Origin of the sequence: Pseudomonas sp. Leaf127, from assembly GCF_001423155.1 — a bacterium.
Lineage (GTDB): Bacteria > Pseudomonadota > Gammaproteobacteria > Pseudomonadales > Pseudomonadaceae > Aquipseudomonas > Aquipseudomonas ovata.
Genome location: NZ_LMOA01000023.1, coordinates 137,651 through 163,075 on the forward strand (window position 1 = coordinate 137,651; position 25,425 = coordinate 163,075).

Sequence of the window (25,425 nt, forward strand, 5' to 3'; positions counted from 1 at the left end):
GGGCTTTTCGTGCCCGCGTGACAGGTCAAGGGTTGAGAAAGCGATGGGGGTACAAGGAGGTCTTTTTCCGGGCTCATATACGAGGTTATATGGCTTGTAGAGCAGATATACGCGGACACAGGCTCTGCGTACATGGAGGTGCAATCTGGCATGACGCATCAACGTGTCTCTCGTTTCAGGCAAAAAACTGCCGGAGCGCAGCCACTCGGGTACGTTGGGTTATGGCCAGTGTTAGTCGAGGACATGAGGCAAGGTGCCATTCACCCGCCACAGGTCCGCGAGGGGCCGGATTGCCTTTTTCGAATCCATAACTCGCAGGAAAGGCCAGCCTCAGCACAGCTACCTGGACTGCCAGTTCCTCGTTTCTGGCATCCACTAGGTGCAAGAAAGCCCACCTTGGCGGGCTTGTCTGTGGGGCCCTGCGCTGGCAGCACCGGGTGCCTGAATCCGATATCGAGCGTTCAATCCTTGCACTCAAGGCCCCGGAGGAATGGCCAGCGATCAAAGCCAAATGGGACGCGGAAAACGGTCCAGACCTCAAGGTTTGATTCAGATCCACCACGTATTGAATAGTCGTGACACCAGGATTGGAGGCTAAACCCTTCAGGAGCTTCTCTATGTACGACGTCGATCCGAACTGGTGCTTGACCTGCGGCTACCCATTCACCCCAACTGAAGAAATCCATGAAACCTCCGGCATCGGTGATCAGTTCACCGACTGGGTGACCTGTGTTAATGATGAGGTCTGCCAGTGCGCAGTCGAGGACGACGATGACTGACCTGATCCACCAACCAGCCGGTGACCTGCAGGTCGCCGGAGAGCGTCGGCTGACGGCGACCTAGTTCCAGCAACTGACCGCGGTGCCGGCCGTCGTCGAGTGGTTCGCCAATATCGATAACCCGCGCACCCGGCGAGCGTACCTGGTCGACTTGCAGGACTTCTGCAGTTTGTCGGCCTGGCCGGCGCCGAGGAATTTCGCGCTGTGCCCCGGGCGCATGTGCTGGCCTGGCGCGCCAAGCTCGAACAACGCGGCCTGGCCGGCGCCACGATCCTACGCAAACTGGCCGCGCTGGCCAGCCTGTTCGATCACCTGCTGGAGAACAACGCCGTCGCCGGCGGCAACCCGGTGCACGGTGTGAAGTGGCCCCGGATCGAGAGCAATGAAGGAAAAACGCCGGCCCTTGGTGACCACCAGGCCGTGCTGATGTACCACGGCCTGCGCCGCGAAGAAGGAGCCCAGCTACAGACCGGCGACCTGCTGGAACGCCGGGGCATCAAGCACCTGCGTATCCATGGCAAAGGCGGCAAGCTGCGCTGGTTGCCCCTGCACCAAGTCGCGGCTGAGCGGATTTATGCATATCACTGTCTGATTGCAATGCCGATTCACTGCTATGACCAAGCGGCTATTACTTTGCTGGCTTAACGGATACCAGCTCCATGTACCTGAATTTTTTCCGTGCAATCTTCTTTGCGTCCAGCTCAGCCTGAAGCGTGCTTAACGTGTCTGACTCGTAGGTGAACAGCTCTGTCTCGCCTTCGAACTCATTACCCACTCGCAACGTCACTGTAAGCTTTGGTACGAACCGATTTGCACCCTTGCGCTTGATCGACCCAGCAAACGGCACGTTGACGATATCAGGCAACTGGGCTGGTGGAGTCTTTGGCAATGCAACCGGACCTCCCGATCCAAACAGCGCCTGGCGCATCTCTTCTTCAGTCATCATGATATTTCTGCTTGGCCCTTGTCGCGAAAATTGCGCCTATTCTACCGCCTCAGCCCAGCGCATGGCCGGGTTTGAGGTACATACCGACTCGGCTGACTGATAGTACGATACTGCCGCCCAATCAGTTTCGGCGCGCTGCTCAGAAAGAAATGGCTCGCCGGCGATCATCGGTCATGCATGGTCTGACGGCAGCATTCCAATCCACCACACAGCCTAACCACCTTTAGCTCAAAAGGTTAATGTAAGCAGAGTAACCGTCCGCGTACATTGAAACTCATCAGGCGTCTTTCAGAGCGTAGGCGGCCTCCTCCAAAGAAATACCGTTCTGATGAGCCACCAGCGCATCCAGACTGCGCCAGTGCGGGGAAACTCGCGGCGCAAGCGGATCGGCCGCCGGCTTCGATCAGGCTAGGAAGTCATGGCATCGAGCAAAGCGCAGCTCCATGGCAAAGGAAAGGGCGTCACGCAGGTCTGGGCCAGCACTAAGGTCGGCGCACTGCGGAAAGCTCACTGCGCATCGAGCGCGTCGCTTGCACTGGATATAGGATGGGATTAATCAACCAATATCATGCTCCTGACCGAGGGAGCCAGAACTGAAAAGGCCCGTCGCTTTAGCTTGTATTTACTTGTATAAATCTGAGGTTTTGATAGCGTTGGATCAACTGTAACGCGCTTCATCAGCCCTAACGGGGTTCTTATGCTTACGCTACAGATCAGTGATCTCAATATTCAAGAAACCAACGCTCATCTGATACGAAAAACTGACAATGCCGCTTTGTACGCTGCTCTCAGTGGTGCGGCACATGTGACCGACATTAGCGCAGAAGTCCAGTGCCTGATGGCACCTGGCTATCGCCTGATCCAAGTGAACCATCGCCTACACCCAAACGATGATGAGTTTGAGATCGCCCTGATCAACGATCTTGAGTCTTCAGTGGCTTACTACAACAAGGTGCTAATCTCGACGATCACCGACTTGAGCTCTCGACGTGCCGTACAAAACCTGGCCTGGCGCTCGCCCAGCGCACAGCATGCAGCAGTGCTTCGAAATGTCGTTCAACAGGTGCTCTTCGACTACCTTCTGGAGCGGTACGACGTCATCCTGTCGGATAACCCGAAGACTGGCAACGGCTTGTTCTTCTGGCAGCGCCAGATATCGAATGCTATCGCATACGGGCTGCGCGTCTACTACCTGCAAGGGACGAGTACGCAGTTCCAGTTGATTCCTACGCAAAAGGCGCTGAACAGCCTTGTGGATCGGCTCTGGTCCGGTGCCCATACACATCAGGATCATTTCACCCTGATCTCCAAGGCTGCGCTCCCTGCTGAGGCGCTGGGAGCATTCAATCTTGCAGCCACCGTCTGAGTAAGCGAGAGGGTGCGTCTGGACGATGACCACCGGCCTTTAGAAGCAGATCCGTGGCAAAGTTAAGGCTTACGTGGCTTCACTGTCGGGTTGAGCGATTCCAGAATCTTGTTAAAACTCTTAGCCAAGTCCTGTCCGGTAGCCTTGGGCAGAGGAGCGCTCGGCGCTTTCTTCACTTTTTTTTGGGGTTCCAGCAAGGTGGGTTTTACGAGCCTCATTGCTTCCCGTTCTACCTGTGTGAGAGATGAATCAAAAACGGCATTATTAAATCGGCTGTCACGATCTGCTTTTACCATTTTTACAATATTGGATTTCAAATCCGTAGGAAGGTCAAACGGGCAACGAAGATCCAGTCGACTCCGCGTCATCCGACCCTGTAAAGCTTGTCGATGAAGTTCTTCAACATCCTTTAAATTCATAGAGTAAGCTACGGATTTATATGCGCGAATGATATCGTCCATATTGATAAATTCTCGTCCTTGATTTCGGCACTGAATATAGGCTTCCTTTAAAAGTCTAACGACCAGTCGTTTAATACCAAAGGTACATCGATAAATTTCTGATGCCAACTCCGAAATATTTACGCGAATATGACCTGCGCTGACCCTCACGCATTCCTTTATATAGTTTTGCCAATCAGTTCCTTCAGGATCATCAGGCAACATGACTCTTGGTTCAGAAAGAAGCCTTTGCTTGTCTTCGCTATTCCGCTTCAACAGTTTGTGCACCAAACTGTAGTTTGAAACGTACACCATTGGAGGCCCGATTGCAGACATTGTCAAGAGAATATCCGTCACTTTAGATGCACCAGAGCCTGTATTTATATGTTGTGTTTCCTCTAGCAAAAGAAGCGATACACCATTGCGATTTGCACGCCTTCTACACTCCAGTAATAATCTGGACGAATTTCTTCCATGGGTATGGCCATCGTCAAACAAAAAATCTGCTAGTAGTTGTTTTCCGCTTGCTTTCCCCCTCGCACTTGCATACCAGTGGGAAACCAGCTCTATGGATCCATCGAAGTGGCCGCACTCAAAACTTTGAGGAAGTGGTAAAACCTTTTGAAGTGCGGCGATCGTCTGGCTCTTGCCAATACCTGCAAGGCCCGTAAGACATACGGGATAGACCTCTATATCAGGCGGATTATAAAAATTAGCTAGATAGTTGACTTCACTTGAAAAAAGTAGCTGACTACGAACTGATGCCCGATCAACCACTTCTTTAATAAACTTGAGTGAGAAATCGTTTGGAAGAAAAATACTTTTTAACGCCTCATTCAATTTTTCTGCAGCGGGTAACAAATCTAGTGTAGTCAATGCACAGACTGGGGAAGGCTTAACAGTTACCTTATCACGAATTTGCTCCAGTCCCAGAAACTCGCTAAACCGAGACTCAAGATTAAGGCTCATTTTTTATTACCTGAAAACCTATGATAATCGGAGGTATCGAGTTTATATGCCTCGCCTTTAGAGGATCGTCCAATTTTCTCTATCCCACCGTCCCAATTCTGGCCGGTCGCAAGTTTATACCTCTCCCTAAACTCTTGATCAATAGCTGGTTTTTCATATGAAAGCTCGGTTTTTGCTGTACGGCGCAGCGCATTTATTTCCTGTAACTCTTGCAGGCTGATGTCCACAGTTCCGTCTGTAGTTCTAACAGAGCGTACCGAATCCAGCTCAAGTAACTCTCCCTCAATCTCAATCCAAATATGCCGTACGCACATAGTCAATACATACACTGACGTGGGAATAGCCCCCTTCCTAGCGACCCTATCAAATACTCCCGTTCCGACTAACTCTGCCGATCTATACTTGCGCCCATATAGATGCACAGCATCTTTATGAATCGTAGCAGGGTGTTTGACGAGAAAACTACTTACCAATTCCTCAAACAGAATATTAATTGAGCTATCTCTACACCTGGAGCTGAAATAATTAAATATACCATTGGGTGTTGGTTTTACGCCGTTGAGTATTAACTCTTCATCCATCCGCCCGCTAGCATCTGAGTTTAAGTTATCCTTAACGGCTTGCAGGATCTCGCGCTTGGCCATATCTACAAAATTTAGTCGACTCTGGACATAGGTTGGCGGACCCAAAACTTTCTTATCCCTTGGATGAGATGACTCTACGGACGCTTTGGACTGGCCAGAGAACACGGGGGTCAACTCAAATGAGCCAAGCCAGTTGATTTCAGGCTCACAGTCATAATATGCACTTGGCCCTCTATCGAAAACAATATTGCCTGCGAGGCCTTGACATGGCCATTCGTCTGGATCAATCGTCAAGCCATATAATTCGCAGTATTTAACCTTGTCCATTCCCATCGAAAACAATGCCATTTTATAGGCATTCATGTTTTCTTTACCGTGTGAAAACCCGATACCTAGCACAGCGCCTGATAAACCACAAACAGCTCGAACGACACAAAAAGCATCTACTGAACTTTTTTCGATTAAGCCTGTAAGCCTTGAAGAAATATTGTAACCATCAAATTCTACAGACTGATATATATTGATTATTCTCTCCGCAAAAGATCCTTTAGATCCTGAGTTTTTTCGAGTCTGGTGTGATCCTTTCAGTGCGATAGAGAGTGCTTTAGGATTGATAAGTTTTTCAATCCAGTAATAAAATTGGCGCTGTGTTGGGAATGGCCGTCCTTGAAGATGAATAAAGCCTCGAACTCCTTCCTTCACAAGGGTGGTGCAACCAAATTCATTTGTAAGCACTTCACCATATATATCAGCTCGATTTTTACTCGATGATTTATATTTCAAAAAACCTGATAAAACAGATTCCTTTATTTCAGCGGTTATTGGGTAGCCATGCTTCTTGCCTTTTCGAGATGGCCTCCCCAGCTTTTTGGCCGGCGACAAATATTCACGGTTCCACCCTCCAATGCGATGAAGTGGGGGCATCAGAGCCCATTTATTTCGGCCAAATACAATATAGGTATAAAACCATAATCTAAGACGCGCCGCATTTTGAGGAGGGTTAAGCGCTTTTGCATGAGCGTTGATTATTGCATTAGGGTTATCGCTGGTCAAAATTTCACTAGAGCGTATGACAAGTTCCGATATAGCCATAAAGCGTCGATTCACTTTGTGATCATACGACTCTTTAGAAGATGTTCTCCGGCTTTCCAGATGTGCAATAGTTATTCCTTTTACAGGTTCTAGCCACGGAGGGAAAGCGACATATTTTTTAAGCTCCTCTACCCATCCATTCTCAAGCGCATCCTCGAACTCAAACCTACTCATTGTCAACAGCGTGACTTTAATTTCCTTTTCCTGTCTGTAGAAATCAACAAGCCTGACCCGATTCGTATATGGATCGTTATTTAATAGGTAATAAACATTATCCTTGCATAAACTCAAGAAGCCCTCTTTGGCCTTTACAGGGGAGCCCGTTCTCATAACGCAGCACCTCCAAATAGCGAGCGCAACTCCAAGAGCAAATCGGTTTTGCCCACGACTAAGGGGTGATCAATAAGTATTGGGTGAAATAAGCTGACGGGTAACTTTCTCTCCCAAATATCTTGATAGATTCTCGCAATAAATTGGTTGAGAGATCCCCATCTACGGCCATAGCGAATAGCAAGCTGAGCAGTCGGCTCGCCAGACAGAACGGCTTTCTGAACCTCAATACTGAATTCATCTAAGACGCCGGCGTCTAGAGTCGACGGGAGGCCATGCATAGGGAACAACAGGTCTAGATTTGCTATCACCGTTGGCTCAAGCATATCCATAGACACCTGTACCGTCTGTATACCAGCGCCTGCGTAATATTGCGTCTCAAGGCGAGCCCTTAGCACAGCATGCTCCCTATCAATACGCTGCTGAACTGGAGTTTTAGCCTGCGACCTGCGCCGCTCCCCGAAAGACAATCCTTCGTCCTTTACAGTCCAGTTGATTGCATACGGTGTTCCGTCAGTCCTCACCAGGTACAGCAACAGATCGCCTTGATAGGGAAATGCCGTTCTTTCCCTGTGTCCATCTGGGAGAGAGAGCACAATTTCATAATGTTTAAATCCAATCGCCTCAGCGATCTCAAGCGTGCCTGGCATCGGGGCAGGAAAGGCCTCCCTTGTTAGGGGATGTCCGTACAACGGATTGCAGGCAGTAACAGGCCACAGCATTTTCTGCTCATGGAGATCGAGCAGTGCAGGATGATGGAGGGCGAGTTGGGTGAAAACTCGCTCAGGTGTCGAAAGCACATGAAGGGTCCGACCCAACTTCCTGCTGTTTAAGCGGCTGATACGTGAACCTTTTGGAGCCTCACGCGGCACAGCCAGCGTAGAGGGGGTATAGACATCCCCCCACGTGAAGAAACCTTGACGCTCCATGATCAGGAAATATTTTTGTTGCGGTGTCATACCTGTACCCCACTGCTCTGGGTACGGCATTCGGTAGCCGCAGCTGCGCACGATGCCGTACAGGGTTCAAATCACGAAGGCGCAACTGCACATCGTTATGCACAGAGCGAGTTTTTTCGGGATGAACGGAGCCGTGCAGGGCTTGACGCCCTGCACATGGGGATAGAGAATGGGGGTATCAGGGCCGTTAGTTCTGGTACCTCCACAAAGGCCCGAGTTACAGCTCGGGCCTTTGTCTATCTGGCTCCTGGATAACCTAGCCGGATTTCATTTTTCTCTCCTCGTTTGCACCTGAAGCGGGATTTCAGTTTTCTATCACATCCGGCAAAAACCAAACACGCCGGCTGCGGATATGCCTAATTTGAGCGGAGCATGTTACCGCCATAAATTACAGATTTACAACTAAGTGATCAGAAATCATGTTCGGAAATAACTTTACCCTATAAGGTAAATTATATTGTGGACAACTATAATTCCTTGAAAAAGATCATAAAATGTGGATAAAAATACAACTTATCCACAGTTTTAATTCTGTATAACAATATCATTTCTCTTTTTTATTCGTAATCGTTAGAAGCACTAGGCTACGTTAGGCTATCGTCCCCTATTGCCTGATTGAACATTAGCGATGCATTGATGAAATACCTTGGCCCCCCTTCGTCTACACAAAAAGTACCAAAAGTGTGTTGGTTACCAGACGAGACCCTTTTCAGCTTATGTAGTCGGCAGCATGTCCTCTCAGGGAACATAGCGCCGTGTGCCACATCCGCTCAGCTGTTTGGCCTGTCGCACAAATCTATAAAGCACGACCTACCGTGTGGCCTGGATGCATTTGAGAAACACAGCCAAGGATGCTGGGGGAGTGCAGACTCAATACTGGCGCAGCACACGATTTTCCCACTCTTTGCTCCGTTTCAATCGGCCGAGGCGATTAGATCCGCAATTTCTACGTTAAAGGGTAACAACGTGGGATCGCTAAAGTACCGTCTTGGCCTGGTAACCGGTGGGTTTGGTGCAGAGCATCCTCTTAAAGGATGTGTCCAGTGTCTGGAGTCAGATCTACGTCTAAGCGGGGCTCCTTACTGGCGTCTCTCCCATCAATACCCAGGTGTACTTTTGTGCCCAATCCACGGCACCCTCTTGCTTGAATGTACCCAGAATCGACGGTGGCATAGCCGTTTCACATGGACGGTGCCAAGCAAGGACGCCTTCGCCAACGCGGTTTTGGAAGCTCCCCAAGCTCCTCAATACGTAAAGCTCTTATCGTTGGCTAAAGCCATACTTGATTTAGCTTCTGTAGGACTGAGCACTACGTTTGATCCATTGACAGTCAGCCTCACCTACCGTCGGCATTTAGACACTGTCGACTCTTTTCTAGAGCATGTAGAACCACTTCGGTATTTCCATCCATTTGAGGGTCTTCCCGGTTGTGAAAAGGATGCAAAAAGATTCATTTATCAAATGACACGTACTCCTCGGCGCTACTACCACCCGCTCAAACATCTTTTGATAATTACCTGGATTTTTGGCGATTTTGACGTTTTCAGTGAGTGCTACTCGACTATCGCATCGAGTGTACAAAGCCCTGATTCCCTATTGGAAACTATGGTTTCTATCAGCTTTGGGGCGGCCGAGCCTGCCCGCCCTGCCATTGTCAATACACGCAGACCCAAAAGGCTTAAACCCCATCTACGCAAGCAACTGACTGAACGGCTATCGGACGGAATAGCAAAGCAGATGGTTTGCACTGAATTTGGTTTGACGATCTCTACAGTGAACAAAATTCTTCGATCCGAACCTGTAGTACTAGCCGCTTGGAAGCAGGCTCAGCAGCACCAGCAGTTGAGCATTCAACGAGGTAAGTGGTGTGAGTTGAGGTCAACGTTTCCTAAAAAAAGCGTCAAAGAACTACGATCCTGTTCTCCGTCCACTTATGCATGGCTATATCGCAATGACAAAAATTGGCTGTGTGCCCAGACGAAAGAAATGCCAAAAGCAGTACGCTCCCGGATAAGCCCCGATCTAGAGTGGAATGCTAGAGATGAACGCTTGGAAAGATTGGTGCGGGAGCGGCTGGCAGCCGCCTATGGGACGTACCAAAGTATTCTCTTAACAAAATCGCAGCTTTTCTCGCTTGTTCCTAGCCTTGCAAGCAGCTTGGAAAACCGGAGCCACTACCCATGTACTAGGGCATATGTTAAATCAATTATCCAGCGGCCTTCTCGCAGAATTAAAATCTGACCTCAAGGTAGAAGATTACGTCCGCGCAGGACGAGCAATGCAGTACATTGTTATACGACTTTTTAACTCCATTGCATTTCACCTATCGAGCACATGCTTCATCTTGGATGATCGTGCACCGAAAATAAATTTTGAAAAATATCGATAGGAATAAGTTATGAAAATAACCGGAATAATTGAAGTTGAGAGCATCAGGGACGTCGTATGTGACATATGCCGTTGCTCCACTCGATTGGATAACGACTCGCATCAATTCGCCACTCGAAAGGCCCACTGGAGTTATGGTGCCAAACATATAGCGAGCGCTACGAACTGTATTTATGCAAAGATTTTTTCTTTCAAAATTTGGCTTATCTGAAACAGGAGCGATAAGCTAAAATTTTGCTCACAAAGACAGATGGCAAGCATCTCAACGATGGTCTTGGCCTGATCACGAGGACGCAGGGCAGACTTCGGAAGCGCTTCCTCGGGTGAAGGTCATTGGGCTACAAGCTCCTCAAGACCGCGACGCAAAGAGCTGAGCGTAGACTCATGACCTAATCCCTGATCTGCAACACAATGGATTAGGTACTTTCCTGCCTCAGGTGGCCAACCGGAAGCGTCATCATCGATGGCGAGCCAATGCTGGAGATGGGCTCTGGATGCATATCGGCAGATCTGTGTATAACGGGTCCGGCCATCCCAAGTCTGCTCATCAGGCCACTCCCGACTCATTGAGCTATGCCAGGTAGCACCTATCACTTTATTACGCATCGATTGAGGAAGGTAACCGAGGGCTTTCTTGAAACCTAGATGGCGGACCCAGCTAGTACTGAGAACCAGCGAAACCGAAGGAAATTCTTCCAATAGCTGGACTAGAGCGGGAGCCCACATGAATAGCTCACCATCCGCTTTGAGGCTTGGACCTTGCTTGGATAGATAGACCGCGTCTGGATGAAGTACGCCATCGTAATCCAGAAATATCACATGAGCATTTCGGGCTGCCATCATAAATTTTTCCTGTGTATGCAACACAATGCTCATGAAGATTAGCTTACTTTCATGCTATCAGTCATCTTTTTGGGCAATGCACCATGGAGTGGTCAAGAGTACCGCTGTAATACGGCTAGGTCGCCAGGAACGACTAGCCAGAGCATTTCAGCTGGAGGATATAAATGGGTGCCGAGAAGTAAGCTGGCAATCCATGTCGGGTTCCATATGGGCCTTGGGGTCGCAGCATAAGACCTGCGCGCAGATCGCATGCTCACCTGACTTTCTGATGCCAACTTAATATTGATTATGAATAGCTAAGTTACTATCAAATAAAAATCTATTTTCTTACCCCTAAACACTTTCGTCTTTTTATACGCACCAGCTTAAATAAATTGAAACAAAATAACGATCAATCAATTTCAGCTCTGTCAGGAATTCATTAAAATCGCCAAAAAGAGCATCAATAAGTCCGAGAACTATAAGCTTTGAGTCTTTACTGCTAGAGTGCAAATTAATCCAGTCTTTTTCCATCAGAAAAATTTTTCTAACCTCTCCATTAGAACTCCACTGTGGACTTGCATCTCTAATAACTATTGTCGACCAACCTGGCGTGCCTAATCGAATATCAAAAACCTTGTAAGCGGACTTAAAGGAGATAAAATACTCACAATTAAAAAAATCATGGACAATCATAGACCACTTGGCTTCAGCTAAACAACTATTTTCCGTTAACCTCATATTTTCAATTTTAGTGCCACAAACACAGCCTTCCCACAACACATCACTTTTATAACGATTCAGAGAAAAAGCTCTTTTGCAAGCTTGGCATTCCTTTAACAGTACCAGGTTGTGAGTTGGACAAACCGTTGCAGGTGACTGTAAGCTGCGGCGCCAAAATGAAAAACCGAAGCTATCCTTTTGGTCTTTCACGCACGCTAAGCAAATTGTTCTCCCTTTTCCAACGACCAAACTACTGACATTAGTACTATTATTGATATAAAGGTCACCAGAATAACTGTCTGACAACTCATCATTAAATCTGCCTGTCATTGGATAAACCGTATGATTATGCAGAATCTTGTTAAACCCATACCTACCTGGCCACCCGATAAGTGTAGCGGCTCTTCTCAGAGTCCTTGTCGACCAATGAAGATTGTGTGGAGGCTGTAATCTTTGCCCCAACTGCTCTTTATTGGAGAAGAAAATCTGATTTCTATATACGAACGAATCCAACAGTTCATCTTTTTGGATATTTAGGTACATAATATTTTTTGTATTCTCAGTAAATATTAAAACTGATAAATATCGATGCCATAGGCGTATGAAGCGTACGAGGTGAGAAATCGAACCCTTTGGGAAATCGGTCTGGATACGATTTTACGAGCCGTTGAAAAAGCTTAGACATCTGCTCAGGACGAGCAGGGGGTCAGGTACCGCGACCTCCCGACCCTCTGCGACAGTTTTTATTGTTTTGCGACAGTTTTAATTGTCAAAGATCACTGGATTTAGAAAATCCCCTCCTCACTCCACCGTCACCGACTTCGCCAGATTCCGTGGCTGGTCCACATCCGTGCCCTTGAGCACCGCCACGTAGTACGACAGCAGTTGCAGTGGCAGGGTGTAAAGAATCGGTGCCAGGGTGTCGCTGATGTGCGGCATCGAGATGACGTGGGTGCCTTCGCCGTTGTGCAGATCGGCTTTTTCGTCAGCGAAGACGATCAGTTCGCCGCCACGGGCGCGCACTTCCTGGAGGTTGGATTTGAGCTTTTCCAGCAGTTCGTTGTTGGGCGCGACGGTGACCACCGGCATGTCGGCATCGACCAGCGCCAGCGGGCCGTGCTTGAGTTCGCCGGCCGGGTAGGCTTCGGCGTGGATGTAGGAGATTTCCTTGAGCTTCAGGGCGCCTTCCATTGCCACCGGGAATTGCGCGCCACGGCCCAGGAACAGGGTGTGGTGCTTCTCGGCGAACAGTTCGGCGACCTTCTCGACCACGGTGTCCATGGCCAGGGCTTCGCCCAGGCGCACCGGCAGGCGGCGCAGTTCTTCGACCAGACCGGCTTCGACGCCCTCTTCCAGGGTGCCCTTGACCTGGCCCAGCGACAGGGTCAGCAGCAGCAGGGCCACCAGTTGGGTGGTGAAGGCCTTGGTGGAGGCCACGCCGATTTCCGGGCCGGCCTGGGTCAGCAGGGTCAGGTCCGACTCACGCACCAGCGAGCTGGTGCCGACGTTGCAGATGGCAAGGCTGGCCAGGAAACCCAGTTGCTTGGCGTTGCGCAGCGCGGCCAGGGTGTCGGCGGTTTCGCCGGACTGGGAGATGGACACGAACAGGGTGTCGGGTTGCACCACCACCTTGCGGTAGCGGAATTCGCTGGCGACTTCGACCTGGCACGGAATGCCGGCCAGGCCTTCGAGCCAGTAACGGGCGACCATGCCGGCGTGGTAGCTGGTGCCACAGGCGACGATCTGCACGTTGCGCACCTTGGCGAACAACTCGGCGGCCTCGGGACCAAAGGCATGCACCAGCACCTGTTGCTGGCCCAGGCGGCCTTCCAGGGTGCGCTGCACGACCTTGGGCTGCTCGTGGATTTCCTTGAGCATGAAGTGCCGGTAGGCGCCCTTGTCGGCCGCTTCGGCGCTTTCGCGCACCTGCATGACTTCGCGCACCACCGGCTGGCCGTCGACGGTCCAGATCTGCACGCTGTCACGGCGGATCTCGGCGATGTCGCCTTCTTCGAGGTACACGAAACGGTCGGTGACCTGGCGCAGCGCCAACTGGTCGGAGGCCAGGAAGTTTTCCCCCAGGCCCAGGCCGATCACCAGCGGGCTGCCACTGCGGGCGGCGAGCAGGCGATCAGGCTGGCTGGCGCTGATCACGGCCAGGCCATAGGCGCCATGCAGCTCCTTGACCGCCGCTTTCAGGGCCACGGCCAGGTCGGGAGTGTCCTTGAGCTTGTGGTCGAGCAGGTGGACGATGGTCTCGGTGTCGGTGTCGGACTCGAACACATACCCCAGCGCCTTGAGCTGCACGCGCAAGGCTTCGTGGTTTTCGATGATGCCGTTGTGCACCACCGCCAGATCAGTGCCGGAAAAATGCGGGTGAGCGTTGCGCTCGCTCGGGGCACCGTGGGTGGCCCAGCGGGTGTGGGCAATGCCCAGGCGGCCGGTCAGCGGCTCACCGGCCAGCGCCTTTTCCAACTCGCTGACCTTGCCCAGGCGGCGGCGACGTTCAAGACGACCTTCATTGTTGAAGATGGCCACACCCGCGCTGTCGTAGCCGCGGTACTCCAGACGCTTGAGGCCTTCGATCAGGATGGCTGTAATGTTGCGCTCAGCAACGGCGCCAACGATTCCACACATGGTTCTACTCCTGGCTGGCAGCGGCACAAATCAATGTGATGCCGCGGGCTTTGATCTGTTCGCGTGCCTCGGTGGGCAGGCGTTCATCGGTAATGAGGGTGTGGATACTGCTCCAGGGCAGTTCCAGATTGGGGATTCTGCGACCGACCTTGTCGGCTTCGACCATCACCACCACTTCGCGTGCGACCTCGGCCATGACCCGGCTCAGGCCCAGCAGCTCGTTGAAGGTGGTGGTGCCGCGTTGCAGGTCGATACCGTCGGCACCGATGAACAACTGGTCGAAGTCATAGGAGCGCAGCACCAGTTCGGCGACCTGGCCCTGGAAGGATTCCGAATGCGGGTCCCAGGTACCGCCGGTCATCAGCAGCACCGGTTCAGGCTCCAGTTCGTTCAGGGCACGGGCGACGTTCAGTGAGTTGGTCATGACCACCAGGCCGGGCTTGTTGCCCAGTTCCGGGATCAGCGCCGCCGTGGTGCTGCCGCTGTCGACGATGATGCGGGCATGCTCACGGAGGCGCTGGGCAGCGGCGCGGGCGATGGCCTGTTTATAAGTCGAGGCCGGCTGGTTGTGCTCGACAATCAGCTCCTGGGGCACTGTGACAGCCCCGCCATAGCGGCGCAGCAACAAGCCATTGCCTTCCAGCGCGGCCAGGTCCTTTCGAATCGTAACCTCGGATGTTTCGAAACGGCGGGCCAGGTCGTCCACGGTCACCTCGCCCAATTCATTGAGCAGGCTGAGGATATTGTGGCGACGCTGGGGTGTATTACGTTTCGACATTTTTTAGTTAAGTTTCGATTCGAAAGATAAGGACGCAATCAAAACCTATTCATGAGCAGGCGTCAAGCCTGTGAATAACCTGAAGGGGATAAACGGGCGGGATAACTCAAGAATCACTGTATAACTCTACAGCTTGGCGGCAGCAGAGTTATACAGCCGGGCATTGTGGATAACTTCAGGCCTTTGGAACCTTGACCGGACGCTTCCAGCCTTCGATATTGCGCTGCCGTGCGCGGGCCACGCCCAGTTGTTCGACGGGCACATTTTGGGTGATGGTCGAACCCGCAGCCGTGGTAGCGCCGGAGGCGATATCCACAGGCGCCACCAACGAGTTATTGGAACCGATAAAGACGTCTTCGCCCATGGTGGTCCTGAATTTGTTGGCGCCATCGTAATTGCAGGTGATGGTGCCGGCGCCGATATTGGTGCGTGCACCGATTTCGGCATCGCCCAGGTAGGTCAGGTGGCCGGCCTTGGCGTCCTCACCCAAACGAGCGTTCTTGAGCTCGACAAAGTTACCCACATGGGCGCGCGCACCCAGCTCGCTGCCGGGACGCAGACGGGCAAAGGGACCGGCATCGCTGCCCTCGCCCAATACCGCACCGTCGAGGTGGCTGTTGGCCTTGATGATCACGCCCTTGCGCAGGGTGCTGTCCTTGATCACGCAGTTGGGGCCGATGACCACGTTGTCCTCGATCACCACACGGCCTTCGAGAATCACGTTGATGTCGATCATCACGTCGCGGCCGACGCTGACATCACCGCGCACATCGAAGCGTGCCGGGTCGCGCAGGGTCACGCCGGCGGCCATCAGGCGACGGGCTTCGCGCTGCTGGTAGTGACGCTCCAGTTCGGCCAGCTGGCGCCGGTCATTGGCGCCCTGCACTTCCATTGGATCGTGCGGCTGCTCGGTGGCGATGACCAGGCCGTCGTTGGCAGCCATGGCGATTACATCGGTCAGGTAGTACTCGCCCTGGGCATTGTTGTTCGACAGCCGCCCCAGCCAGTCGGCCAGGCGCTTGCCGGGTACGGCGAGAATGCCAGTGTTGCCTTCCTTGATGGCTTTCTGCGCGTCGCTGGCGTCCTTGTGCTCGACGATGGCACTGACCTGGCCCTGCGCGTCACGCACGATGCGGCCATAGCCGGTGGGGTCGTCGAGGGTGACGGTCAGCAGGCCCAGTTGCTCGGGGGTTACGCGCGTGAGCAGGCGCTGCAGGGTGTCGACTTCGATCAGGGGTACATCGCCGTACAGGATCAATACGGTCTCGGCGCTCAGCACCGGCAAGGCCTGGGCCACCGCGTGGCCGGTGCCCAGTTGCTTGTCCTGCAGGACGAAATTGAGATCGTCGGCCGCCAGTTGCTCACGCACGGCATCGGCACCGTGGCCGATGACCACATGAATGCCTTGCGGCGCCAGTTGGCGGGCGCTGTGGATAACGTGACCGAGCATCGAGTTGCCGGCCACCGGGTGCAGCACCTTGGGCAGGGCCGAACGCATCCGCGTGCCCTGGCCTGCTGCAAGAATGACGATATCGAGAGACATGAAGGATTATCCACTGGGCGGTGCGGGAGCCGCAGAAACAGGAACCGCAGAAAAAGAAAAAGGGTAGCCGAGGCTACCCTTTTACTCAATCGCGCATGGAACGCGGCGGGATCAACCGCCGTATTTCTTGCGAATCTGCTGGACGGTGCGCAGCTGGGCTGTCGCTTCGGCCAGGCGTGCAGCCGCGGCGCTATAGTCGAAATCCGCGCCTTTTTCGTTCAGGGCCTTCTCGGCAGCCTTGACGGAATCCTGTGCGGAAGCCTCGTCCAGGTCGGCAGCACGTTGCACGGTATCGGCAAGCACCTTGACCATGTTCGGCTGCACTTCGAGGAAACCACCGGAGATGTAGAACACCTCGCGGTCACCGCCCTGCTTGGTCAGCGTGATCGGACCTGGCTTGAGATTGGTGATCAGTGGCGCGTGGCCCGGGGCGATACCAAGATCACCCAGGTTGCCGTGCGCAACTACCATCTCGACCAGACCGGAAAAGATTTCTCCTTCCGCGCTGACGATATCGCAATGGACTGTTATAGCCATGTGCTTGCCTCAACCTGATTGGCGCCCCTTGCGGGGCACCGGGATTACAGTTTCTTGGCTTTCTCGATCGCTTCTTCGATGCCGCCGACCATGTAGAACGCTTGTTCTGGCAGGTGGTCGTAGTCACCGTTGAGGATGCCTTTGAAGCCAGCAATGGTGTCTTTCAGGGAAACGTATTTGCCTGGAGAACCGGTGAAGACTTCAGCCACGAAGAACGGCTGGGACAGGAAACGCTGGATCTTGCGAGCGCGGGATACCAGTTGCTTGTCGGTTTCGGACAGTTCGTCCATACCCAGGATCGCAATGATGTCCTTCAGCTCTTTGTAGCGCTGCAGCACGTACTGAACACCGCGAGCGGTTTCGTAGTGCTCGTTGCCGATCACGTTCGGGTCCAGCTGGCGCGAAGTCGAGTCCAGTGGATCGACCGCCGGGTAGATACCCAGGGAGGCGATGTCACGGGACAGTACGACGGTGGCGTCCAGGTGGGCGAAGGTGGTCGCCGGCGACGGGTCGGTCAGGTCGTCCGCAGGTACGTAGACAGCCTGGATCGAAGTGATCGAGCCGTGCTTGGTGGAGGTAATACGCTCCTGCAGCACGCCCATCTCTTCAGCCAGGGTCGGCTGGTAACCTACTGCCGAAGGCATACGGCCCAGCAGTGCGGATACTTCGGTACCGGCCAGGGTGTAACGATAGATGTTGTCGACGAACAGCAGAACGTCGTTACCTTCGTCACGGAACTTCTCGGCCATGGTCAGACCGGTCAGCGCTACGCGCAGACGGTTTCCCGGTGGCTCGTTCATCTGACCGTAGACCAGGGCTACCTTGTCGAGAACGTTGGAGTCCTTCATCTCGTGGTAGAAGTCGTTACCCTCACGGGTACGCTCGCCCACACCGGCGAACACGGAATAACCGCTGTGCTCGATGGCGATGTTACGGATCAGTTCCATCATGTTTACGGTCTTGCCGACACCGGCACCACCGAACAGACCGACTTTACCGCCCTTGGCAAACGGGCACACCAGGTCGATAACCTTGATGCCGGTTTCCAGCAGGTCGTTGCCGCCTGCCTGCTCTGCGAACGAAGGCGCGGCGCGGTGAATGCCCCAACGCTCTTCTTCGCCGATTGGACCGGCTTCGTCGATCGGGTTGCCCAGGACGTCCATGATGCGGCCCAGGGTCGCTTTACCGACCGGGACAGCAATGGCAGCGCCACTGTCGACAACATCCAGACCGCGCTTGAGGCCTTCGGTGGAGCCCATCGCAATGGTACGCACCACGCCGTCGCCCAGCTGCTGCTGGACTTCCAGGGTGGTTTCCGCGCCTTGTACTTTCAGCGCGTTGTAGACACTCGGTACCGCGTCACGTGGGAATTCCACGTCGATGACGGCGCCGATGATTTGAACGATACGTCCGCTACTCATAGCTGGATCCTCTGAATATGTGAACCGTTAAACCGCGGCAGCGCCGCCGACGATTTCCGAGATCTCCTGGGTGATCGCAGCCTGACGCGCCTTGTTGTAGATCAGCTGGAGGTCGCTGATCAGGTCACCGGCGTTGTCTGTGGCGTTTTTCATGGCGATCATCCGGGCAGCCTGTTCGGCCGCATTGTTCTCGACCACCGCCTGGTAGACCTGCGATTCCACGTAGCGAACCATCAAGCCGTCGAGCAGCTCCTTGGCGTCGGGTTCGTAGAGGTAGTCCCAGTGATGCTTGAGGCCTTGATCCGGGGTTGCCACCAACGGTACCAGTTGCTCGACCGTCGGCTGTTGCGTCATGGTGTTGATGAACTTGTTCGAGACAACCGACAGGCGATCGATACGACCGTCCAGGTAGGCATCGAGCATGACCTTGACGCTGCCGATCAGATCATTGATCGATGGCTCTTCGCCCAGGTGGCTGACTGCTGCCACGACGTTGCCGCCGAAGCTGCGGAAAAACGCCGCGCCCTTGCTGCCGATCACGCACAGGTCGATTTCGACGCCCTGTCCGCGAGTCTCGTTCATGTCCTTGACCAGCGCCTTGAACAGGTTGGTGTTCAAGCCACCGCACAGACCACGGTCACTGCTCACGACCACATAACCGGCGCGCTTTACAGGGCGTTCGATCATGAAGGGGTGGCGGTATTCCGGGTTGGCGTTGGCCAGATGACCGATCACCTGGCGGATACGCTCCGCGTAAGGACGGCTAGCAGCCATGCGCAGTTGAGCCTTGCGCATCTTGCTGACCGCCACTTTTTCCATGGCGCTGGTAATTTTTTGCGTGCTTTTGATGCTCGCAATCTTACTGCGAATCTCTTTTGCGCCTGCCATGTATCACCTATCAGGTTAGCAAGCGGGGGCATTGAGCCCCCGCTGCGGCTTACCAGGTTTGGGTGGCCTTGAACTTCTCGATACCGGCTTTCATGCCAGCGTCGATTTCGTCGTTGAAGTCACCCTTCACGTTGATCTTCGCCACCAGGGCGGCGTGATCGCGGTGGAAGTAGGCAATCAGCGCTTGTTCGAAGCTGCCGATCTTGGTGATTTCGACGTCGGTCAGGAACCCACGCTCGGCGGCATACAGCGACAGCGCCATGTCAGCGATCGACATCGGTGCGTATTGCTTCTGCTTCATCAGTTCGGTAACGCGCTGACCGTGCTCGAGCTGCTTGCGGGTGGCTTCGTCCAGGTCAGATGCGAACTGGGCGAATGCCGCCAGTTCACGGTACTGAGCCAGAGCGGTACGGATACCACCGGAAAGCTTCTTGATGATCTTGGTCTGGGCAGCACCACCGACACGCGATACCGAAACACCGGCGTTCACTGCAGGACGGATGCCCGAGTTGAACATGGCCGATTCCAGGAAGATCTGACCGTCGGTGATGGAGATCACGTTGGTCGGAACGAACGCGGAAACGTCGCCAGCCTGGGTTTCGATGATCGGCAGAGCGGTCAGGGAACCGGTTTTGCCGGTCACTGCGCCATTGGTGAACTTCTCTACGTACTCTTCGGAAACGCGCGATGCACGCTCCAGCAGACGGGAGTGGAGATAGAACACGTCACCCGGGTAAGCTTCGCGGCCCGGTGGACGGCGCAGCAGCAGGGAGATCTGACGATAAGCCACGGCCTGCTTGGACAGGTCGTCGTACACGATCAGGGCATCTTCGCCGCGGTCGCGGAAGAATTCACCCATGGTGCAACCGGCGTACGGAGCCAGGAACTGCAGAGCAGCCGATTCCGATGCGCTTGCCGCGACGATGATGGTGTTGGCCAGTGCGCCGTTTTCTTCCAGCTTGCGAACCACGTTGGCGATGGTCGATTGCTTCTGACCAATGGCAACGTAGACGCAGAAAATGCCGCTGTCTTTCTGGTTGATGATCGCGTCGATCGCCAGAGCGGTCTTGCCGATCTGACGGTCACCGATGATCAGCTCGCGCTGGCCACGGCCGACAGGGATCATGGCATCGACAGCCTTGTAGCCAGTCTGTACAGGCTGGTCTACCGACTTACGCCAGATCACGCCCGGAGCAACTTTCTCGACCGCGTCGGTCTCGGTGTTGTTCAGCGGGCCCTTGCCGTCGATCGGGTTGCCCAGTGCGTCGACAACGCGACCCAGCAGTTCCTTACCTACAGGAACTTCCAGGATGCGGCCGGTGCACTTGGCGCTCATGCCTTCGGCCAGGGTGGTGTACGCACCCAGGACCACTGCACCCACGGAGTCTTGCTCCAGGTTCAGGGCCATGCCGTAGACGCCGCCAGGGAACTCGATCATTTCGCCGTACATAACGTCGGCCAGACCGTGAATCCGCACGATACCGTCAGACACGCTGACGACAGTGCCTTCATTGCGGGCTTGGGAGGCTACATCGAGTTTATCGATGCGGCCCTTGATGATTTCACTTATTTCGGAAGGATTGAGTTGCTGCATTGCTCTGCTGCCCCTTCAAACTCAAGATTTCAATGCTTCGGCCAGCTTCGCGAGTTTGCCGCGAACTGAGCCATCGATAACCAGGTCGCCGGCGCGGATAACGACGCCACCGATAAGGCTGGCATCCTCCGCAGCATGCAGGCGCACTTCCCGGCCGAGCCGTGCACTGAGAACCTTGGCGAGTTTGTCTTGCTGTTCTTGGTTCAATGCGAATGCACTGGTCACATCAACGTCTACCGATTTTTCCTGTTCAGCCTTGTACAGCTCGAACAGGGCGGCAATCTCCGGCAACAGCAGGAGACGGTCGTTTTCGGCTACGACATTGATGAAATTCTGTGCCTTCTCATCAACCTTGTCGCCGCACACTTCGATAAAAGTGGCGGCCTTTTGTGCGCTCGTCAGTCGCGGGGCCTTGAGCAGGCGCTGCATGGTGTCATCTTGTGACACCGCACCAGCCAGGCCGAGCATGGCTGACCAATTGGCCAGTTGCTGGTGAGCCTGAGCGTGCTCGAAGGCCGCCTTCGCGTAAGGTCGGGCCAACGTGGTCAGTTCTGCCATGATCGCCCTCGCTTAAATTTCAGCAGCCAGTTTATTGACCAGCTCTGCGTGCGCGTTTTGATCGATTGTGGAGCCCAGGATCTTCTCGGCGCCACTGACGGCCAGGGTACCCAGTTGGGCACGCAGCGCGTCCTTGACACTGTTCAGTTCTTGCTCGATCTCGGCCTGAGCCTGAGCCTTCACACGGTCCGCCTCGACACGAGCCTGTTCACGGGCCTCGTCGACGATCTGGTTGCCGCGCTTCTTGGCTTGCTCAATGATCTCGGCTGCTTGAGCCTTGGCTTCGCGCAACTGGTTACCGGCCTTTTCTTGGGCCAGCTCCAGGTCGCGAGCAGCTCGAGAGGCAGCGTCCAATCCATCCGCGATCTTCTTCTGACGTTCGCGCAAAGCCGTGATGACCGGAGGCCACACATACTTCATGCAAAACAGTACAAAGATCGCGAACGCAATGCTCTGGCCAATCAAGGTTGCATTAATGTTCACGCCAACACCTCGCTCTTACGTTGTCCATCCCACCCATCAACTCGAAGACTCGAGTGATTAGCCAGCGAGTTGACCAACGAAGGGGTTTGCGAAGGTGAAGAACAGAGCGATACCAACACCGATCATGGTCACGGCGTCGAGCAGGCCGGCGACGATGAACATCTTGACTTGCAGCATTGGAACCATTTCTGGCTGGCGAGCTGCGCCTTCCAGGAATTTACCGCCCAACAGACCGAAGCCGATTGCAGTACCCAGTGCGCCCAGGCCGATCAGCAGTGCAACAGCGATAGCGGTAAGACCAACTACAGTTTCCATCTTTCCTCCCGACTTTTACGTCGTATTGGTTAGGTTTTTTAGTTTGAAGCGATAAAACGAATCGTCAGTACATCAGCCCTCGCGGGCACCCTCTCACCGCAGCGAGAGGGTTCAGAAACGCCGCGAGGCGATCTTAGTGGTTATCTTCGTGAGCCATCGACAGGTAGACGATGGTCAGCATCATGAAGATAAAGGCTTGCAGGGTGATGATCAGGATGTGGAACACCGCCCAGGCCCATTGCAGCACGACACCCAGGCCGCTCAGCCACAACAGGCCGGCGCCGAACATCACGGCAATGAGGATGAAGACCAGTTCGCCGGCGTACATGTTACCGAACAGACGCAGTGCCAGAGAGATTGGCTTGGCGATCAGGGTCACGAACTCCAGCAGGAAGTTCACCGGGATCAGCAGCGCCTGAACGAAGACGTTCTTGCTGCCGAACGGGTGCAGGGTCAGTTCGCCGATGAAGCCGCCGATGCCCTTGATCTTGATGCTGTAGAAAATGATCAGTGCGAAGACCGACAGGGCCATGCCCAGGGTCGCGTTCGGGTCAGTGGTCGGTACGGCACGGAAGAAGATGTGCTCGTTGCCGCTGATCTTGGCCGCCAGGACCGGAATCCAGTCCACCGGCACCAGGTCGATGGCGTTCATCATGAACACCCAGGCGAAGATGGTCAGGGCCAGGGGCGCGATCACGGCACTGCGGCCATGGAAGCTGTCCCTCACGCTGCCATCGACGAACTCGACCAGCACTTCGACGAAGTTCTGCAAGGCACCCGGCTGGCCGGATGTGGCCTTCTTGGCGGCCATGCGGAAAATGAGAATGAAAAGGGCGCCCAAAGCGACCGACCAGCCGAGTGTATCGACGTGGAAGGCCCAAAAGCCCATTTCCTTTGCTTCTGCTGCGGTGTGGGCAAAGCCCCAGTTGCCATCAGCGAGCCGACCGAAGGTCAGGTTCTGCAAGTGGTGCTGGATATAGCCCGAAGCGGTTTCTGCTGCCATGGTTGCCTCAAACGCCCTTAGGTCTGGAAAGTCTTGTTCTCATCAACAGGGGTGCGAACCAGTTGACCGCCTGGATCAACATGAACACGCCAAATACAGCCAGTGGCGCCAATGGCTTCACCCCTGCGAACGTCAGTGCGAAAAGCACCGCCGTCAAAATCAGTTTGCCTGCCTCGCCGGCATAAAAAGACCGGACGATGGCTCTGGCGGCTCGGGCCCCGGTGAACCGGAATGCCTTGTGAGCAAAATACACATTGGGCAGCCACGCTATCAGGCCCCCACAAAGCCCCGAATATCCGGCTACGACTCCCTTCCACTGCCACAGCGCCAAGGCAGCCAGCAGAACGACGATCAACTGCGCCAAAAGAACCGGGAAAACCGCAAGGCGGTGGAACGGCAGGCGGTCTGGCTTGCGTGATTCCATCGCAATAGCTCCTCGGTTGTCGGTCGCCATCATCGTTAACTTGGCATAATTTGTGCCGACAAAATGCGCGCAGAGTATAGGGGCGGTTCAGCCCTCGTTCAACTCCAAGGAACTGATTTCCGACTACACGCTACAACGCAATTGTTTCAGCGGATGTGGGCAAGGACACCCTGCAGCTCATCCAGCGAGTTGTACCGGATCACCAGTTGCCCCTTGCCCTTCTGCCCGTGGCGGATCTGCACCGAAGACCCCAGACGCTCTGCCAGACGCTGTTCCAGTCGACTTATATCGGGATCGGGGCGTGTCGCTTCGACCGGCTCCGGGGCACTGCTCAACCACTGCCTGACCAGCGCCTCGGTCTGGCGTACCGTCAGACCCCGTGCGACAACGTGTCGCGCCCCCTCGACCTGCCGTTCTTCAGGCAAACCGAGCAATGCACGGGCATGTCCCATCTCCAGGTCGCCATGCGACAGCATGGTCTTGATGACGTCCGGCAAGGTGGTCAGGCGCAGCAGGTTGGCCACGCTGACCCGCGACTTGCCGACCGCATCGGCCACCTGTTGCTGGGTCAGCTGGAATTCCTGCTGCAACCGCTGCAGTGCCATCGCCTCGTCGACCGAATTGAGGTTCTCGCGCTGGATGTTCTCGATCAGCGCCATGGCGATGGCCGTTTCGTCGGGCACGTCGCGGACCATGGCCGGAATCGTCTCGACTCCGGCCTGCTGGCTCGCGCGCCAGCGGCGTTCACCGGCGATGATTTCAAAGCGGTCGCCGCCGATCGGACGGATCACGATCGGCTGCATCACGCCCTGGGCACGGATCGACTGGGCCAGTTCTTCCAGCGCCACAGGATCCATGTCACGACGCGGCTGGTACTTGCCGCGCTGGATCTTGTCCAGGGGCACGTGCTGCAGCTCGCGCTGATCGATCTGGCTGGCCTGTTCTTCCAGCAACGGGATGGTCGGTATGCTGTTCGGACTGCTCAGCAGTGCGTCCAGCCCGCGTCCGAGACCTCTTTTCTTGACGGCCATGGTTTCCTCAGGCGGGCTTGGCAGCTTTTGGACTGCGACGTTGACGACGGACCAGCTCACCGGCAAAGGCCAGGTAGGCCAGCGCGCCACGTGACGACTTGTCGTAACTGAGTACCGGCATGCCGAAACTCGGCGCTTCGGCCAGACGGACGTTGCGCGGTATCACGGTGTCGTAGAGCAGGTCACCGAAATGTTCCTTGAGCTGGGCCGAGACATCGTTGCTCAGGCTCAGGCGCGGATCGTACATGGTGCGCAGCAGCCCTTCGACCTTCAGGTTCGGGTTGAGCAGCTCGCCGATACGCTTGATGTTATCCACAAGGTCGCTCAGGCCTTCAAGGGCAAAGTACTCGCACTGCATGGGGATGATCACGCCATCGGCGGCCACCAGGGCGTTGAGCGTCAGCATCGACAGCGACGGCGGGCAGTCGATGAGAATGAAGTCGTAGTTCTCGCGGATCGGCGCCAGCGCATTGCGCAGGCGACTTTCCTTCATCTGCATTTCCAGCAGGACCACTTCACCGGCCGTCAGGTCGCGGTTGGCGGGCAGCAACTGGTAGCCACCGTGCTCGGAAAACCGCATGGCCTGGGCCAGGTCGCATTCGCCGATCAACAGATCGTAGACCGAATGCTCCAGCGTGTGTTTATCCACACCGCTGCCCATGGTGGCATTGCCTTGTGGATCGAGATCGATCAACAGCACGCGGCGCTTGGTCGCGACCAATGACGCGGCGAGGTTGATGCAGGTGGTGGTCTTGCCCACTCCACCCTTCTGGTTCGCTATTGCGAATACCTTAGCCATTCTTGCTTGTGTTCCC

At 54.5% G+C, this 25,425-nt stretch carries 23 protein-coding genes and 1 pseudogene; 4 read left to right on the plus strand and 20 right to left on the minus strand.

Annotated features, from left to right (window positions below; translation table 11 throughout):
* The first annotated feature begins 617 nt into the window (after nt 1-617).
* Nucleotides 618-779, plus strand: coding sequence for a hypothetical protein (locus ASF84_RS29500; RefSeq protein ID WP_177339478.1), 162 nt, complete (start codon nt 618-620; stop codon nt 777-779).
* A 73-nt stretch (nt 780-852) separates the two neighbouring features.
* A pseudogene (locus tag ASF84_RS21720) lies at nt 853-1,361 on the plus strand (tyrosine-type recombinase/integrase); the annotation flags it as partial.
* A gap of 46 nt (nt 1,362-1,407) precedes the next feature.
* On the opposite strand, the gene ASF84_RS21725 reads toward ASF84_RS21720, so the two are convergent.
* Nucleotides 1,408-1,728, minus strand: coding sequence for a hypothetical protein (locus ASF84_RS21725; protein WP_442963085.1), 321 nt, complete (start codon nt 1,726-1,728; stop codon nt 1,408-1,410).
* Nucleotides 1,729-2,422: 694 nt separating this feature from the next.
* Here ASF84_RS21725 and ASF84_RS21730 point away from each other — a divergent pair.
* Nucleotides 2,423-3,091 (plus strand): hypothetical protein, encoded by a 669-nt coding sequence (locus ASF84_RS21730; RefSeq protein WP_056840944.1) that lies wholly within the window; start codon nt 2,423-2,425, stop codon nt 3,089-3,091.
* 62 nt (nt 3,092-3,153) lie between these two features.
* Here the strand turns inward: ASF84_RS21730 and ASF84_RS28680 are convergent, their stop codons facing one another.
* Genes ASF84_RS28680 through ASF84_RS21735 form a run of 3 tightly spaced genes read right to left on the minus strand, consistent with a single transcriptional unit; the run spans nt 3,154 to nt 7,465 of the window.
* Nucleotides 3,154-4,500, minus strand: a complete 1,347-nt coding sequence (locus ASF84_RS28680; protein WP_082481762.1) for a transposase — start codon at nt 4,498-4,500, stop codon at nt 3,154-3,156.
* Nucleotides 4,497-6,467 carry a transposase gene (locus ASF84_RS29810; protein WP_236709463.1) on the minus strand — a complete coding sequence of 657 codons (1,971 nt, stop codon included), beginning with the start codon at nt 6,465-6,467 and terminating at the stop codon, nt 4,497-4,499. The genes ASF84_RS28680 and ASF84_RS29810 overlap by 4 nt, the downstream gene beginning before the upstream one ends.
* A 35-nt stretch (nt 6,468-6,502) precedes the next feature.
* Nucleotides 6,503-7,465, minus strand: coding sequence for a hypothetical protein (locus ASF84_RS21735; RefSeq protein ID WP_056840945.1), 963 nt, complete (start codon nt 7,463-7,465; stop codon nt 6,503-6,505).
* 636 nt (nt 7,466-8,101) lie between these two features.
* On the opposite strand from ASF84_RS21735, the gene ASF84_RS30320 reads away from it, so the two are divergent.
* Complete coding sequence (locus ASF84_RS30320) at nt 8,102-9,706, plus strand: TnsD family Tn7-like transposition protein (RefSeq protein ID WP_082481767.1); 1,605 nt, start codon at nt 8,102-8,104, stop codon at nt 9,704-9,706.
* 477 nt (nt 9,707-10,183) lie between these two features.
* Here the strand turns inward: ASF84_RS30320 and ASF84_RS21745 are convergent, their stop codons facing one another.
* From ASF84_RS21745 to ASF84_RS21815, 16 genes are all read right to left on the minus strand, one after another.
* A complete protein-coding gene (locus ASF84_RS21745; protein ID WP_156684339.1) occupies nt 10,184-10,729 on the minus strand; it encodes an HAD domain-containing protein in 546 nt (181 codons plus the stop codon).
* Between the two features lie 318 nt (nt 10,730-11,047).
* Entirely contained in the window at nt 11,048-11,728 is a 681-nt protein-coding gene (locus ASF84_RS29260; protein WP_156684341.1) for a hypothetical protein, read from the minus strand.
* Nucleotides 11,729-12,199: 471 nt separating this feature from the next.
* A complete protein-coding gene (glmS, locus tag ASF84_RS21750) occupies nt 12,200-14,035 on the minus strand; it encodes a glutamine--fructose-6-phosphate transaminase (isomerizing) (RefSeq protein ID WP_056840946.1) in 1,836 nt (611 codons plus the stop codon).
* Between the two features lie 4 nt (nt 14,036-14,039).
* Nucleotides 14,040-14,813, minus strand: coding sequence for a DeoR/GlpR family DNA-binding transcription regulator (locus ASF84_RS21755; RefSeq protein ID WP_056840947.1), 774 nt, complete (start codon nt 14,811-14,813; stop codon nt 14,040-14,042).
* Between the two features lie 175 nt (nt 14,814-14,988).
* Nucleotides 14,989-16,356, minus strand: a complete 1,368-nt coding sequence (gene glmU / locus ASF84_RS21760; RefSeq protein ID WP_056840948.1) for a bifunctional UDP-N-acetylglucosamine diphosphorylase/glucosamine-1-phosphate N-acetyltransferase GlmU — start codon at nt 16,354-16,356, stop codon at nt 14,989-14,991.
* Nucleotides 16,357-16,467: 111 nt separating this feature from the next.
* A complete protein-coding gene (locus ASF84_RS21765; protein WP_056840949.1) occupies nt 16,468-16,893 on the minus strand; it encodes a F0F1 ATP synthase subunit epsilon in 426 nt (141 codons plus the stop codon).
* Between the two features lie 44 nt (nt 16,894-16,937).
* A complete protein-coding gene (gene atpD, locus ASF84_RS21770; RefSeq protein WP_056840950.1) occupies nt 16,938-18,314 on the minus strand; it encodes a F0F1 ATP synthase subunit beta in 1,377 nt (458 codons plus the stop codon).
* A gap of 27 nt (nt 18,315-18,341) precedes the next feature.
* Entirely contained in the window at nt 18,342-19,202 is an 861-nt protein-coding gene (gene atpG, locus ASF84_RS21775; protein WP_056840951.1) for a F0F1 ATP synthase subunit gamma, read from the minus strand.
* 49 nt (nt 19,203-19,251) lie between these two features.
* Nucleotides 19,252-20,796 carry a F0F1 ATP synthase subunit alpha gene (atpA, locus tag ASF84_RS21780; protein ID WP_056840952.1) on the minus strand — a complete coding sequence of 515 codons (1,545 nt, stop codon included), beginning with the start codon at nt 20,794-20,796 and terminating at the stop codon, nt 19,252-19,254.
* A 21-nt stretch (nt 20,797-20,817) separates the two neighbouring features.
* Nucleotides 20,818-21,354 carry a F0F1 ATP synthase subunit delta gene (locus tag ASF84_RS21785; RefSeq protein ID WP_056840953.1) on the minus strand — a complete coding sequence of 179 codons (537 nt, stop codon included), beginning with the start codon at nt 21,352-21,354 and terminating at the stop codon, nt 20,818-20,820.
* A gap of 12 nt (nt 21,355-21,366) precedes the next feature.
* Nucleotides 21,367-21,837 (minus strand): F0F1 ATP synthase subunit B, encoded by a 471-nt coding sequence (locus tag ASF84_RS21790; protein WP_056840954.1) that lies wholly within the window; start codon nt 21,835-21,837, stop codon nt 21,367-21,369.
* Nucleotides 21,838-21,894: 57 nt separating this feature from the next.
* The gene (atpE, locus tag ASF84_RS21795; RefSeq protein ID WP_002555987.1) at nt 21,895-22,152 is read right to left on the minus strand and encodes a F0F1 ATP synthase subunit C; all 258 of its coding nucleotides are present in this window, start codon (nt 22,150-22,152) and stop codon (nt 21,895-21,897) included.
* A gap of 133 nt (nt 22,153-22,285) precedes the next feature.
* Nucleotides 22,286-23,155 carry a F0F1 ATP synthase subunit A gene (gene atpB / locus ASF84_RS21800; RefSeq protein WP_056840955.1) on the minus strand — a complete coding sequence of 290 codons (870 nt, stop codon included), beginning with the start codon at nt 23,153-23,155 and terminating at the stop codon, nt 22,286-22,288.
* Nucleotides 23,156-23,162: 7 nt separating this feature from the next.
* Nucleotides 23,163-23,579 (minus strand): F0F1 ATP synthase subunit I, encoded by a 417-nt coding sequence (locus tag ASF84_RS21805; RefSeq protein ID WP_056840956.1) that lies wholly within the window; start codon nt 23,577-23,579, stop codon nt 23,163-23,165.
* A 146-nt stretch (nt 23,580-23,725) separates the two neighbouring features.
* Entirely contained in the window at nt 23,726-24,610 is an 885-nt protein-coding gene (locus ASF84_RS21810) for a ParB/RepB/Spo0J family partition protein (protein ID WP_056840957.1), read from the minus strand.
* Between the two features lie 7 nt (nt 24,611-24,617).
* On the minus strand, nt 24,618-25,409 hold the full coding sequence (locus ASF84_RS21815) for a ParA family protein (protein ID WP_056840958.1): 792 nt from the start codon (nt 25,407-25,409) through the stop codon (nt 24,618-24,620).
* Nucleotides 25,410-25,425: the final 16 nt, after the last annotated feature.